The organism is Mycobacterium sp. NGS56, from assembly GCF_059812425.1.
Genome location: NZ_JCALCQ010000001.1, coordinates 55,760 through 69,776 on the forward strand (window position 1 = coordinate 55,760; position 14,017 = coordinate 69,776).

Genomic DNA, 14,017 nt, shown 5'->3' on the forward strand with positions numbered 1-14,017 from the left:
ATCAGGTGACGACCAACGTTCACACCGCCACCGGTGCCGGCGACGAGACCGTCAGCCTGCGTGACCCCTACCCGTTCTTCGCCCGCAAGCGGCGGGAGGCCGGCGTGTTCGCCGGCACGGTGATGAACTACTCCAAGACGCCGGAGTCGCTGCGGCCCAAGCAGGAATACTCCGCGATGTCGTTCGACGTGGTCAATGCGGTCCTCCGGGATAGCCGGGTGTTCAGTTCCAAGCCGTACAACAAGACCATCGGCCTGTTCATGGGTCCGACGATTCTGGCGATGGAGGGCAAGAAACATCGCGAACACCGCAACCTGGTATCCGCGGCATTCAAGTCCAAGGCACTGGCCCGCTGGGAGCCCACCATCGTGCGGCCGATCTGCAATGCCCTTATCGACGAGTTCATCAAGACCGGTCACGCCGACCTGATCCGCGACTTAACCTTCGAATTCCCCACCCGCGTCATCGCCCAGCTACTGGGACTGCCGGCCGACGACCTGCCGATGTTCCGCAGGCGCGCCGTGCAATTGATCAGCTACCACGTCAACTACGAAGGCGCCCTCGAGGCCTCCACCGCACTCAAGGATTATTTCGTCGAGCAGATCGAACAGCGCAAGTCCAAGCCCACCGACGACATCATCGGTGATCTGGTCACCGCGGAGATCGACGGCGAAAAGCTCACCGACGAAGCCATTTACTCGTTCCTTCGGCTACTGCTACCCGCCGGCCTGGAGACCACCTACCGCTCGTCGGGAAACCTGTTGTATCTGCTCTTGACGCACCCCGATCAATTCGCCGCGCTGCAAGCCGACCGGGAGCTGCTGGCACCGGCCATCGAGGAAGGACTGCGCTACGAGACACCGCTGACCGTCGTGCAACGCTTCACGACCGAAGATACCGAGGTGGAAGGTGTACAGATTCCGGCACGTTCGGTGATTGGAGTATGCATCGGTTCGGCGAACCGCGACGAACACCGCTGGGAACGCTCCGAAGAGTTCGACATCTTCCGTAAGCACACGCCACACATTTCCTTCGCCGCCGGTGAGCACACCTGCCTGGGTTTGCATCTGGCCCGGCTGGAAACGCGCGTCGCGATGGAATGCCTGCTGGACCGGCTGACCAATGTCACCTTGCTGGCCGACGATGATCCGCACATCCACGGCCAGCCGTTCCGGTCACCGAATGCGCTTCCGGTGACGTTCGACGCGAAGTAGGAGTGAGGATATGGTCTTGAAATGACCAAAGTCATGACGGGCTTTCGGGTCCTCGAACTCGCGCAGTTCACCTTCGTTCCCGCGGCGGGTGCCATCCTCGCCGACTGGGGAGCGGACGTCATCAAAGTCGAACACCCGGCACGCGGCGATACTCAGCGTGGGTTCCTGAATATGGGTGGGATTCAAATCGATCCGGAACGGCACCCGCTGATGGAGCATCCCAACCGCGGCAAACGCAGCGTCGGGATCGACGTCTCCACACCGGGCGGTCAGGAAGTGATCTACGAGCTGGCCAAGACCGCGGATGTGTTCCTGACCAACTACATGCCCGCGCAACGCCAGAAGCACAAGTTCGATGTCGAGCACATTCGCGCGGTGAACCCGAACATCGTGTACGCCCGCGGCTCGGCTTACGGCGATAAAGGAGCCGAGCGCGATACCGGCGGCTATGACGGCACGGCGTTCTGGACGCGCAGCGGCATTGGATACGCCCTGACGCCCGAGGAGCTGGGCGGCGCACTGGGACAAGGCATTCCCGCTTTCGGCGATTCGATCGGCGGCATGTTCATCGCCGGCGGCATCTCGGCCGCCCTGCTGCATCGCGAGCGCACCGGCGAAGCCGTCGAACTCGACGTGTCGCTGCTGAGCACCGCCTGGTGGGCGGCCGGCGCGAGCGTGACGCAGGGCATGGAGACCGGCGAGGTCATGCGCACTCCCATGCCGGGTTCCGCCACTGCCATGTCGGTGAATCCGTTCATGGGCAACTACGAAACCTCCGACGGCGGCACGATCAACCTGTGCATCATCAGCCCGACCGGGCTGATCCGCGACACTTTCGAACACCTGGGCATTCCCGAGGCGGCCGACGACCCGCGCTTCGCCGACGTGCTGCCGCTGATCCAGAACGCGAATGCTGCGGCCGAGCTGATTGCGAAGGCCTTCGCCGCCAAGCCGTTTGACTACTGGCGGCAGCACCTCAAGACGATGAAGGGCCAATGGGCGCCGTTCCAGAGCCTCCTCGACCTGGTCGACGACGAGCAGGCGATCGCCAACGACATGATCGCCGAAGTCGGGCTCGCCAGTGGCGGCAAGCCGTTCCGCGTGGTCCGCGGCCCCGTTCAGTTCAATCACGAGCCGTTGACGACGACCCGGGCGCCCCAGGCCAGTGAGCATACCGAGCTGGTCCTGATGGAGCTCGGGATGGACTGGGACCGGATTGAGCAACTCAAGAATGCGGGAGCTATTGCGTGACCCCCAGTAGCAACGATGTCGCCGTCATCGGCGTGGGGCTACACCCGTTCGGGCGTTTCGAGGGCAAGTCGGCGATGCAGATGGGCGTCGACGCCATCCTTGCGGCGGTCGCCGATGCCGGTATCGCTTGGCGGGACGTCGAGTTCGCCACCGGGGGGAGCTGGACGGTGGCCAACCCGGACGCGATCGTCGGCATGGTCGGTCTGACCGGCATCCCGTTCACCAACGTGTTCAATGCATGCGCGACCGCCGCCAGCGCCGCCAAGGCGTGCGCCGACGGTATTCGATTGGGCGACTACGACATCGGGATGGCCGTCGGCCTGGACAAGCACCCCCGCGGGGCGTTCACCGAGGACCCCGCCCTGGTCGGAATGCCGCGCTGGTATGCAGAGAACGGGCAGTACCTGACCACCCAGTTCTTCGGCATGAAGGCCAACCGCTACCTGCACGAGCACGGCATCTCCCAGCAGACCCTGGCCAAGGTTGCCGCCAAGAACTTCCGCAACGGCGCCATAAACCCCAACGCGTTTCGCCGGAGACCGATCTCCGAAGAAGATATCCTGAATTCGGCGATGCTCAATTATCCGCTCACCCAATACATGTTCTGCGTCCCCGACGAGGGCGCCGCCGCCGTGGTCATGTGCCGAGCGGACATCGCGCACCGCTATACCGCCAAGCCCGTCTACCTGCGGGCGGTGGAGGTCCGCACCCGGCGCTACGGCGCCTACGAGGTCAACACCACCTGCGCACCCGTCGAACAGGAAGTGGCGCCAACGGTTTACGCCGCCCGCAGCGCATTCGAGAAGGCCGGGATCGCCCCCGACGAGGTCGATGTGATCCAGTTGCAGGACACCGACGCCGGCGCCGAGGTCATCCACATGGCCGAGTGCGGCTTCTGCGAGCATGGCGATCAGCAGAAGCTCCTAGCCGACGGCGCCACCGAGATCAACGGCGCGATGCCGGTCAACACCGACGGCGGGCTGATCGCCAACGGCGAGCCCATCGGCGCCTCCGGTCTGCGGCAGATCCATGAAATCGTGCGCCAACTTCGCGGTGAGGCGGGCCATCGCCAGGTGCCCGGCCGCCCTAAGGTGGGATTCACCCAGTTGTACGGCGCGCCGGGCACCGCCGCCGCGACCATCCTCACCACCTGACGACAGCCCTTGCGCCGTACGTGAACTGGTGGCGACGACACGCCGAAGGCAGCCGCCGTCAAATCACGTTCGGCGCAAGCTAGGAGGCTTTTCGCGCGAGCGGCGCGTACGCCGGCTTGCCCAGGCCCAGCACGTATTGCGCGATCATGTTGCGGAACACCTCCAAGGTCCCGCCGTAGATCCCGACCAGCGGGGCGAATCGATACACGTACTCCGCGGCCCCGTTGTCGGCCGCGCCGTCCGTGCCCTGCGGCAGCACCGACGCGGTGCCCAGGATGTCCATCAGGTCCGGGGAGATGTCACGCATCGTCTGCGCCAGGGCGACGCGGCCGAAAATGCTGGGCGCGCTCAATGACGCTTCCATCCGCGCGGCGCTGCGCCCCAAGCGATATGCCACCGATGAATCATCGATGAGCCTGTGCCCGTTCGGATCCCGCTCGCCGACCTTTGCTGCGGCCTTGTCCAGGGCGTCGGCCATGAAACCGGCCTGGTGCATCATGATCGACACATCCTGCAGCCCGTCCGGGGCGGCCGCAACGGCTCCGTGCTCGGTGTTGAGGGGTTCACGCAACACCGTCCATCCCGCGTTCACGTCGCCCAGGCGGTACTTGTCGTCGACGCGCACGTCGCTGTAGTAGACGATGTTGGTGCGGTCGCCGTCGACGGTGCGAATGCCCTGAATCTCGATGCCCGGAGAGTTCAACGGAACCAGGAACATGGTCAGGCTCTTGTGCTTCTGCGCGTCCGGATCGGTATTGGTGATGAGGAAAACGTATTGGCAGTTGTGCGCACCGGTGGTGAACATCTTGGAGCCATTGATAATCCAGCTGTTGCCGTCACGCACCGCACGGGTCTTGCAGGTGGCGATGTCGGAACCGCCTTCTGGTTCGGTGTAGCCCAGGCATAGCCGTACGTGCCCGCTGAAGACACCTGGTAGCACTTCGTCCTGCAATGCGGCAGAGCCGAACTTCGCGACCGACCGGGCCACCATGGCGGTGGTACCCCAGGTCACCCAGGGCACATGTGCGCGTCGCTTTTCCAGCTCCCAGATGCGGCGACGCAGCCGGCTGAAGCCACCGTCAGCCTCCGGCTTCCATTCGCGCTCAAGGTAACCGGCGGCACCGAACGCCAGGTGCACTCCTTCGTCGAAGTTGTCGCCCGTTTCCCGGTCCCGGCGCCTGACCCCTTCTGTCACGTGGGTTCGCAGGAACTCACGCGCTTCGTCGAGGAAGCGCTGATCGTCGTCGGACAGCATGACTCGTGAGAAATCCACTTAGGCGCCCTCTCCACTTTCGCGCGCTGCGACCAGCTCACCGATGTACTTGGCGCTGGCGCCCGGATCTCCACCGGCCAGCGCCCAACCACGGGCACGCACCAGATACGCCGTGGCGGCGGCCTCCGACGAAACCCCAAGTCCACCTTGAATATGCACCGCCATCGTCGCGGCCTTGGCCGCCTCCTCCGCCATGAACACGAACGCCGAGGGCGCCAGCTCCGGTCGCTCGTGCGGCTCGTTGTCCAGGAACCAGGCCGCGCGCCGCGCCAGGTTGCGGCCGCCCTGCACGGTGATCGCGATGTTGGCCAGCGGATGAGAGATGCCCTGCAGCGTCGAGATCGGAACCCCCAGTGTGTAGCGCGTTTTGGCGAACTCCGCCGCGATGGTCATGGTCTCCTCCACCAGGCCCACCAACGCGGCCGCACTCAGCACCCGCCATTCATCCAGCGCTCGTTGATATTCCGCCAACGCATCCGATCCGCTGGCCAGTATGGTGCGGGTGTCAGCGGTCGCCGGATCCACCCAGGCCATCGGCAACCGGCCGATGTTGTCCACCTTGGTCGGGCGGGTGCCGAACGTCAGCGCCACGACGTCGTCACCATCGCGCACGATGATCTGGTCAGCGATCGATCCGGTGGGCAGCAGCCGAGCGCCGGACGCGTTGTCCTGCTGCGGCTCGAATGCGGCGAGCCGCTTACCATGCACGACGTCAGGCTCGACGGCACCGAGGCGCGCGAGCAGCCGTGCGGTACAGACCTGGTCGATCCACGGTACCGGCGCCAGCACCCGGCCGATCTCCTCGGCCACCAAGGTCATATCGACGATCGTCGCGCCGTCGCCGCCCGCGGATTCCGGGACCGCCATGGTCGTGGCGCCCATGGCGCACAACCGCTCCCACAGGTTTTTGTCGAAGCCGGTTTCCTCCGCGGCGCGCACGGTTTCGATCGAGCAATGTGTCTTGAAGAAATCGCGGTAGGCGGCCTGCAACGCCTCGTGGTCCGACGTCAGGCTGTAGTCGAGCCTACGTAGTTCATAGCGGTCCATCCTCAGCCTTCCTTCTGGCCACCGAAGAAGAATTCTTGGGCATTGTTGTAGAGATAGTTGTCCAGCACGGCGTCGGGCAGGTCCAGCGCGGCCGCTTCGGGAACGACGCGGTGCATTTTCAGCACCGGCCAATCCGAAGCGAAGATCACCTTGTTTTGTCCGCGAGTCCGCATGTAGTGCAACAGGCTGTCCGGCAACCGCTTTGGTGACCAGGCCGACGTCATCAACCGCAGATTCGAGTATTTGATCAACAACCTGATCGCGATGTCCCACCACGGGTCGGCACCGTGCATCATGCACAACTTCAGTTCGGGGAATCGCACGCAGACCCGGTCTAGGTGAATCGGGTTCTGTACCTCCCCGGGAATGGGGGGCCCGGGAATGCCGGTGTTGATACACAGCGGCAGCTCGAGCTCGGCGCACTTGGTGTACAGCGGGTAGTAGACGGCGTCGCTGGGCGGGTACAGGCCGTCACCCCAAAAGCTCGGGCCGACGGCGGCATAGGCAACGGGCAGATCGTTGACGATGGACGAAAGTTCCCGCAGGGACGGCATCGGCCGCAACAGGCTGACCCCGCCCATCGCCAGCGCAAAGCGGTCGGGCTTCTCCTCGACGAACTTGCGCGCGGTCACTGACGGCTTGGCCAGGTTGTCCATCAGGATCGCCTTGCGCACGCCCTGGGCGTCCATCTCCTCGAGCAGCTTTGACAACCCGACCGGTGAGAACATCGACTCCGGCCCCTTGAAGTAGTCGTCACGCACCTTGAGCATCCAGGCGGGCTGCTGCTCCGTCTCGCCGAAGTGCACGTTGATCAGGCAATCGATAACTTTCATGTCGGCATCGGTGCTTTCGCTGTCGCGTGACGTTTCGCCCAACGGTAATCGGCCTTACCATTGCCCAAGCGCCGAACCTGCTCGACGACGAGGAACTCCTTGGGCGCCTTGAACCGTGCCAGTCGCGACGTGCAGAGCGTGAGCAGCTCCGCGGCGGCCGCGTCGGCTCCATCGCGGAGCTCGACGAGGGCGACGAGCTCTTCGCCCCAGCGCTCGCTGGGGCGACCGACCACCAGGGCGTCGGCGATCGCCGGGTGGCCGCGCAGCACCTCTTCGACTTCCTCGACGAAAACCTTTTCGCCGCCGGTATTTACCACCAGCGAGTCACGGCCGAGAAGCCGCAAGGATCCGTCGGGTTCCAAGCCGGCACGGTCACCGGATATCACCACCCGCTTGCCGTCGATGACGGGAAACGTTTGACAGGTGGCATCGGGATCGTTGAAGTACCCCAACGGTATTCGCCCTTGCCTGGCGGCCCAGCCCACCTCCGATTCACCGGGGGAAAGGAAGTGACTGTAGTCCTCGGAAAGAACCAGTCCACCCTCGCGCAGCGTGAAGGTGTCGGCTTGCGTGCCGATCCTGCTGTGGCCGAAGCCCATGTTTCCCGTCTCCGACGAGCCATAACCGTTGATGAGCGTGATATGGGGTAGCAGTTCCAACAGGGCTTGCTGATACTTCGGATTCGTCGCGGCACCGCCGGTGCCGATCGCATACAGCGCCGACAAGTCGTAGGAACCACCCTGCAACTGCGCCACCAGCGGCGCGGCGTAGGCATCCCCGACCATGGTCATCATCCCGACCTTCTCGCGCTCGGCCGTCTCCCAGACTACGTGCGGATCAAGTTTTTTGGAGGTGTCATAAAGCACCACGGGGGTACCCGCCATGATCGCCGCGAATGCTGTCCACATGCCGGCCGCGTGCATCAGAGGCGAGACGGCGAACCATGGGGCACCGGCGTCACCACGCACCTTGTCGTGGATCTCCTGGGCACAGGCATGGTCGGCCCCCACCATCGACGACACGTAGATGTCGGACTGTCGCCACAGCACACCCTTGGGCCGGCCGGTCGTGCCGCCGGTGCAGATCATCAGCAGATCGTCCGGGGACGCCGTCACGGTATGGTCGGTATTCCCCTGCGCCAGTGCGTCGTCCAGCGAAATCGCACCGGCCGGTTCCCGGTCGTTGCTCGCGTCGTCCACCGACAGCAACAGGTCAACGCCGGCATCGGTGAGCACGTCGGCGAATTTTGCGCCCAGCCCGCGGTGATAGATGACCGCTCGGGGTTTCACGTAGTCGAGCAGCTCGCCGACCTCGCGTGGCGTGTAGTAATAGTTGATGTTCACCGGGACGGTCCGGGCTTTGAGGCAGCCGACGACCATGTCTGGGTACAGATCGTTGTGCATGACCAGCGCCACCCGGTCCTGTCCGCATTCCCAGTTCTGCAGGTTGGCGCGTTCCCGATACGCTCCTAATCCGTTGCCCGCCAGAAAGTTCGCCAGTCGGCGCGTGCGCTCCGCCGATTCGCGAAAGGTGCTGCGGCGGCTGCCGCAGACCGTCATCGTCCGGTCGGGGATAACGGCGGCGATTTCGTCAAGAACCGCCCCTATGGTCCATTCGCTCACGGATGTAGCCGGCCTTGGGTAGTCATCTCGATCAGGCAGCCGAGCCGACTTGGACACCGAGAAGGTCTAGCGCGTTGTCCCGCATGATCTTTCGAATATCGGAGTCGCTGAAGCCTTTCAGCTCGTCGGCAAACGACACCGGCGTCTCGAGGCCTTCGCCGTGCGGCCAGTCGGAACCGAACAGAATCTTGTCGACGCCGATGGCCTCGGCGAGCTCCGGAAGGTCGTCCTCGTAGTAGGGGGCGATCCACACGTTGTTGCGCAGCTGTTGCACCGGGTCTTCGGGGAAATATTGGGGCTGGGTGTTCGCCGCCTTCTTCAGGCGCTTGATCAGCCGGTGCACAAAGTACGAGCCGTTCTCAATGCTGACGGCCTTGAGTTTCGGATGACGGGTGAACACCCCGTGCACGATCATCGAGGCCATCGTGTCGTGGATGGCCCGGTCGTCGAGGAGCACCTGATCCAGCGGATCCTTGGCCCCGAAGCCCTCGAACGTCGCCTTGCCGCCCCAGGCCGCCGCGATGTGCAAATAACCGCTGTCGGAGAGGTGGAACCCCACCGGCACCCCCGCCTCGGCCAGCCGGGCCCACACCGGGTCGTGGCTGCGATCGCCCAGCGACCGCGGCTTGACCAGGCCCGGCACCGGCGCCGGGCGCACCAGCACCAGCTTGGCGCCGCGCGCCAACACGAACTCGACCTCCTCGACGGCCTTGGCCGGGTCGGCCAGCGAAATGATCGGCGCGGCAATGATTCGGTGATCGGGCCGGTCGAAGCCCCAGTCCTCGTCGAGCCACAGATTGAACGCGTGCACCGACGCGATGGTCGCCTCGATGTCGTGTTTGAGCGCCTCCTCGACCCCGCATCCGAAGGTCGGCAGCATGAACACCGTCTCGATGTCCTGGGTATCCATCACCGTGATCCGGGCATCGCGGTTCTGGTACTCGGGATGGTCCGCCAACCGTTCGACCTTCATCAGCGATGCCGGGTCTACGCCGTCTGGAATCTCACCGCGGAACAACAGGTCGAGACAACCCGGGACGATGATCGGGTCGAAGGTGGGATTGGGGATGAAGTGGTTGACGCGGTCCCCGATGACGGCCCACGTCCGCTTGCCCTCGTTGAGCATCTGGACGCCGCGCCGTTTGAACCTCTTGTCCAGGTGGCGGGTAAACGAGTCCAGCGGTTCGTAGTAGTGGTTGTCAACGTCGATCGCCCGGTAACCCAAGCCAGCCATGATCGTCCTTTCCGCCAGTTACCGACACGAACACTAAGCGTCGGTCGAGTCGAGCGATGGGAATTGCGGGGGCCGCTTCTCGAGAAAACTTGTGATGCCCTCGATGACGTCGGGGCGCGGCATGGCCTCATGCAGCAAAATCTCCGCGAGCGCATTGGCCTCTGCGACGTCGCGAGTCGCGTCACCATATACCTGCCTCTTGATCACCGCCATCGACGCCGGAGAGCAATGCGCGGCGATGTCCTCGGCGTAGTCCAGGGCGCGCTTCATCAGACTTTCCGGAGCGACAACCTCTTTCACCAGGCCCATCTCGGCCGCCTCCTCGGCGAGGAACGTCCGCCCGCTGAGCAACAGATCCAGAGCGACGCCCCAACTGGTCAGCCGCGGAAGTATCCACGAAATTCCGAACTCCGCGATCAGGCCGCGGCGGGCGAACACGGCGGCGAACTTCGCTCCGGCGGCGGCGAACCGGACGTCGCACATCAACGCCTGGGTCAACCCGATGCCGACACAAGCACCGTTGACGGCCGCGATGACGGGCTTGCGCAGTGTCGTCAGAAAATGAGGCGGGCGCTCCCCGACCAGGTCCGCCAGGTTCGACCGGCCTGCCTCTTCGAGCTTCTCGCCGTAGGTGGGCGCCCAACTCGGTGCGCCCAAATATGCGCCCGCACAAAACCCCCGGCCCCGCCCGGTCAACACGACGGCCCGGATAAAGGGGTCCTGCTCGGCGCGATCAATCGCGGTATAGAACCCCGCGGCCATGTCGGGGCCCCAGGCGTTGAGGCGATCCGGACGATTGAACGTCAGAATCGCAACACCGGTTTCAGTGGTCTCATACAGCACCGCCTCGTCGGTGAGCACAGGGTCGGCGGCGCTCATCGGACATCCCCTCATAGCCGAACCAACAGGTGAGTTTGTACCCATACTGTATATCTATCGGTACTGCATTCCACAACCGCCGCCATTTGGGTGTGAAACCCCAACTCAACTGCGATTTCGTGCGGGGGAAGCCGGTGCAACGGCGCACAGATCGACATCGCGGCGGACCACGATTTTGACGCGGTGGTAACCCGGCGAAACACCGAACCTCGGCACGGATTTTCGCCGCACAAACGGTCGACGACATGGCAAGACTTAAATTCTGTGGTGTGTGACACGGTCGCGCCACGTTTGCAACGGACCCGCGATCGGGAAACCCCCAAAGAGCCAGCCAACAATGGGAGGTAGTCGTAATGGTTGACGTCAAGAGTGGCCCGATCGAACTGGTTCGCGGCATCGTCGATGATGCCCTGGGTAAGACCAAGCAGGTCATCGGGATCATCATCGGCAACGACAGCCTGGTGGACGAGGGCAAGGCTCAGCAGGACAAGGCGGAAGCCCAGCGCAACGCCGGGAAGAAAGAAGCCGCCGCTGAGAAAGCCCGCGGTAAGGCCAAGGCCTACGAGCAGCGCGAGCGGGCCGAGCAGAACTAAAGGTCCCGGCTAGGCGAGCGGGCCCGGTCACTGACCGGGCCCCTTCGCTGCCTAATCCCTGTTACCGCAACACGGTTTCGAGTAGGCCCAGGCGCTGATAAGCGGTTTCGATCTGCGTCTTTGCCTCGGCGGGAAGTTCGGCCTGCGGGGGACGGGAATGCGGGTACCCGCCGATTGGCAGGCCCAGCAGCGACGCGGCGTATTTGAATGCGCCGCCCCAGTGGGTGAAGTAATCAGCTCGCCCCGGGTAGCACGTCCACCATGATCCGACGTCCAAGTCGAACTGGTCCATGCCGGACTCGCGGCCGTAGTCCATGGCCTCGATGAGTCTGCCGCTCTGAACCAGATCCCAGTATTCGGAAAACAATCGCCGGGTGGGTGTTTCGAAAAGATAACCGGCGGTGCCCAATTGCGCCGCACAGACTATCCCGTCGCGCAGCCAGCCGGCCCGGTAAACCGTCTTGTCGCATTCCCACACCACAAGACCGGGCGCCAGTTCATGCAGCATCCGGCTGCTCGCAGGCCGGAAGGCGCCCTCCTTGGTGGCACAAACCGCCGGAACCTCGTTGTAAATCCGGGCACTTTCGGCCGGCGTCAGCACGTAACCCGACGACGGCGAATTGAACATGCCCAAGGCGATGTTCGTACGCCTCGCCACGTATTTGAAGAAGCGCAGTACGCCGTCGCCGCCGTGCGTCTCCATCATCGGCGTTTGAATGTAGACGATGTCAGCGCCAACCTCCTGGGCATGCAACGTCAAATCCACGCAGTCCTTCGCCGAAGTGGCCACCGTGCACGCCTGCACAACCACATCGGGATTGATGCCGCGCGCTTCCTCGACGGCCACCTCCAACAGACGTTTGCGCTCGTCGAGTGTTAGAGACCAGAATTCGGCGATCCCGCTGGTGCACCACAACATCGGATGGGCGAGATCACCGACGCAGTAGCGCACCAGCATCCGATAGGCGTCCCAGTCGATATCATCGCCGTCGGTGCCGCAGAACGGGGTGTAGAGGGAGTCACCTATCCCCCGCAATGCTCCGGGCGCCCACGCGCGCGCCTCCGCTGCCGTAGCCACAGTCGACTCCTTTTGTCTGCCAGTCGATTTCTTCGATCCGTCGTCAGGTGAAGTCTGAACCACCATCGACGTTGATGTTGGCCCCGGTCATGTAGGAGTTGCGCCGAGAGGCCAGGAACGCTGCGACCGGGCCGATTTCGTCCGGCAGGCCCGCACGCGGCATGTGTGCGGGATGACCGAAATGCTTGGCGATGGCCTCCATCAGGGCGTAGGGGTCGTCGCCGTCGACCCCCACCGACTTCGCCCAGCCGACCAGCGATTCGGACGCAATGCTGCCCGGTGACACCACGTTGACCAGGATCTCGTCTTTGGCCAGCAGCAGTGACAGGTTCTTCGAAACGCTGGCCAGCATCGATTTTGCGGCTGTGTAGGCGGGCAGCATGATGCTTTGCCGCTGAGTCGAGTGCGCCGAAAAGTTGACGATCCGGGCCCAGTGTGCCTTGCGCCGCAGCGGGAGCGCGGCACGCACGCACCGCACCATTCGCAGTACGCCGTCTTCGACGGACTGGCGCCACTGGTCATCGGTCAGATCTTCGAACGTGCCCGCCGCGCCCGGCCCCACCGTGATGACCAGAGGGTTGAGTTCGCCGTCCCAACGCTCGGCGAGTTCGTTGAAAGCACTGTTGACCGCTCCGTCGTCCCCGATGTCGGCCGTCAATCCGATCGCGTCGGGGCTACCACGTCGCGTGAGATCGGTCACCGCGGCATCGAGTGCCTCGCGGCTGCGGCCGATAACCGCCACCCGGGCGCCCTCCTCGGCCAAGCAGCGTGCCGTCGCCAAACTCATACCTCGACTACCACCGACTACCACGGCGGTGGCATTCGCCGGTCCTCGATCCATTGCTTAGTCCGTAGCTCTAGTCTGGTCATTTCGCCCGTCCAGCCGATTTACCAAAAAGCCTACGATAGGTATTACAGTAGCAGAGGAAGAATGCGACACGAAGGCGTATACGCAGGTCAGAAGAGAAGTGCCGGTAAATTCAACTGTACCGGCAGCACGGCTGCCAGACCGCATGCACGGATCAGAATTTGATGGAGGTGCCCGTAGTGGCAAAACAGGCAACCGCCGACAAACGCCAGCGACGCGAACGCGGGTCCATCAATCCCGATGACATCATCAGCGGCGCATTCGAACTCGCCGAGCAGGTGTCGATCGACAACCTGAGCATGCCGCTGCTCGGCAAACATCTCGGCGTCGGTGTGACGAGCATTTACTGGTACTTCCGCAAGAAAGACGACCTGCTCAACGCGATGACCGACCGCGCCCTGAGCAAGTACGTCTTCGCTACTCCCTACGTCGAGGCCAGCGACTGGCGCGAGACTTTGCGCAACCACGCGCGATCGATGCGTAAGACCTTCATGGGCAACCCAATTCTGTGCGACCTGATTCTGATTCGGGCGGCGCTTTCTCCTAAGGCGGCGCGGATGGGTGCCCAGGAGATGGAAAAGGCGGTGGCCAATCTGGTGGAGGCCGGCCTGTCACCGGAGGATGCGTTCGACACCTATTCGGCGGTTTCGGTTCACGTGCGCGGATCGGTGGTACTGCAACGGCTCTACGAAAAGAATCAATCGTCGGACGTCGGGCCTCGGGCCATCGAAGACGCCGTCTCCATCGACCCGGAAAAGACCCCGCTCCTCGCTCAGGTGACTCGGATAGGTCACCGCATCGGCGCGCCCGATGAAACCAATTTCGAGTATGGGCTCACCTGCATTCTCGATCACGCCGGCCGGCTGATCGACGAGAAACGCGGCAAGGCCGCGCCGGCACGGCAGCGCAAGCCGCCCAAGACGGCCACCAGTCGGGGCCGAACCAAGGCGGCAGCGACTCGCTGATTCCGC

At 63.8% G+C, this 14,017-nt stretch carries 13 protein-coding genes; 5 read left to right on the plus strand and 8 right to left on the minus strand.

Features of this window, described 5'->3' with window-relative positions; translation table 11 throughout:
- The first annotated feature begins 5 nt into the window (after window positions 1–5).
- Genes AC5Y4F_RS00290 through AC5Y4F_RS00300 form a run of 3 tightly spaced genes read left to right on the plus strand, consistent with a single transcriptional unit; the run spans window position 6 to window position 3,619 of the window.
- The gene (locus AC5Y4F_RS00290) at window positions 6–1,214 is read left to right on the plus strand and encodes a cytochrome P450 (RefSeq protein ID WP_067937746.1); all 1,209 of its coding nucleotides are present in this window, start codon (window positions 6–8) and stop codon (window positions 1,212–1,214) included.
- A 33-nt stretch (window positions 1,215–1,247) separates the two neighbouring features.
- Entirely contained in the window at window positions 1,248–2,465 is a 1,218-nt protein-coding gene (locus AC5Y4F_RS00295; protein WP_067937845.1) for a CaiB/BaiF CoA transferase family protein, read from the plus strand.
- Window positions 2,462–3,619, plus strand: a complete 1,158-nt coding sequence (locus AC5Y4F_RS00300; protein ID WP_499994474.1) for a thiolase family protein — start codon at window positions 2,462–2,464, stop codon at window positions 3,617–3,619. Before AC5Y4F_RS00295 ends, AC5Y4F_RS00300 begins: the two co-directional genes overlap by 4 nt.
- A 79-nt stretch (window positions 3,620–3,698) precedes the next feature.
- Here the strand turns inward: AC5Y4F_RS00300 and AC5Y4F_RS00305 are convergent, their stop codons facing one another.
- The 6 genes from AC5Y4F_RS00305 to AC5Y4F_RS00330 are packed head-to-tail and all read right to left on the minus strand — an operon-like array spanning window position 3,699 to window position 10,507.
- Window positions 3,699–4,892, minus strand: a complete 1,194-nt coding sequence (locus AC5Y4F_RS00305; RefSeq protein ID WP_499994476.1) for an acyl-CoA dehydrogenase family protein — start codon at window positions 4,890–4,892, stop codon at window positions 3,699–3,701.
- A complete protein-coding gene (locus tag AC5Y4F_RS00310; protein WP_499994478.1) occupies window positions 4,893–5,939 on the minus strand; it encodes an acyl-CoA dehydrogenase family protein in 1,047 nt (348 codons plus the stop codon). It abuts the gene before it with no gap.
- Between the two features lie 2 nt (window positions 5,940–5,941).
- Window positions 5,942–6,772: an amidohydrolase family protein gene (locus AC5Y4F_RS00315; protein ID WP_067937847.1), complete on the minus strand. Its 831-nt coding sequence runs from the start codon at window positions 6,770–6,772 to the stop codon at window positions 5,942–5,944.
- Entirely contained in the window at window positions 6,769–8,394 is a 1,626-nt protein-coding gene (locus AC5Y4F_RS00320) for an acyl-CoA synthetase (protein WP_067937753.1), read from the minus strand. The genes AC5Y4F_RS00315 and AC5Y4F_RS00320 overlap by 4 nt, the downstream gene beginning before the upstream one ends.
- A gap of 31 nt (window positions 8,395–8,425) precedes the next feature.
- A complete protein-coding gene (locus AC5Y4F_RS00325) occupies window positions 8,426–9,628 on the minus strand; it encodes an amidohydrolase family protein (protein ID WP_499994480.1) in 1,203 nt (400 codons plus the stop codon).
- A gap of 33 nt (window positions 9,629–9,661) precedes the next feature.
- Window positions 9,662–10,507, minus strand: coding sequence for an enoyl-CoA hydratase (locus tag AC5Y4F_RS00330; protein ID WP_499994484.1), 846 nt, complete (start codon window positions 10,505–10,507; stop codon window positions 9,662–9,664).
- A gap of 353 nt (window positions 10,508–10,860) precedes the next feature.
- Here AC5Y4F_RS00330 and mbp1 point away from each other — a divergent pair, with 353 nt between their 5' ends.
- Complete coding sequence (gene mbp1 / locus AC5Y4F_RS00335) at window positions 10,861–11,100, plus strand: microaggregate-binding protein 1 (RefSeq protein WP_067937758.1); 240 nt, start codon at window positions 10,861–10,863, stop codon at window positions 11,098–11,100.
- A 61-nt stretch (window positions 11,101–11,161) separates the two neighbouring features.
- On the opposite strand, the gene AC5Y4F_RS00340 is transcribed toward mbp1, so the two are convergent.
- Together AC5Y4F_RS00340 and AC5Y4F_RS00345 are read right to left on the minus strand one after the other, a co-directional pair.
- Window positions 11,162–12,178, minus strand: a complete 1,017-nt coding sequence (locus AC5Y4F_RS00340; RefSeq protein WP_499994486.1) for a dihydrodipicolinate synthase family protein — start codon at window positions 12,176–12,178, stop codon at window positions 11,162–11,164.
- A gap of 43 nt (window positions 12,179–12,221) precedes the next feature.
- Window positions 12,222–13,019 (minus strand): SDR family NAD(P)-dependent oxidoreductase, encoded by a 798-nt coding sequence (locus AC5Y4F_RS00345; RefSeq protein ID WP_067937762.1) that lies wholly within the window; start codon window positions 13,017–13,019, stop codon window positions 12,222–12,224.
- A gap of 191 nt (window positions 13,020–13,210) precedes the next feature.
- Here AC5Y4F_RS00345 and AC5Y4F_RS00350 point away from each other — a divergent pair, with 191 nt between their 5' ends.
- Complete coding sequence (locus tag AC5Y4F_RS00350) at window positions 13,211–14,011, plus strand: TetR/AcrR family transcriptional regulator (RefSeq protein WP_499994489.1); 801 nt, start codon at window positions 13,211–13,213, stop codon at window positions 14,009–14,011.
- Window positions 14,012–14,017 lie beyond the last annotated feature (6 nt).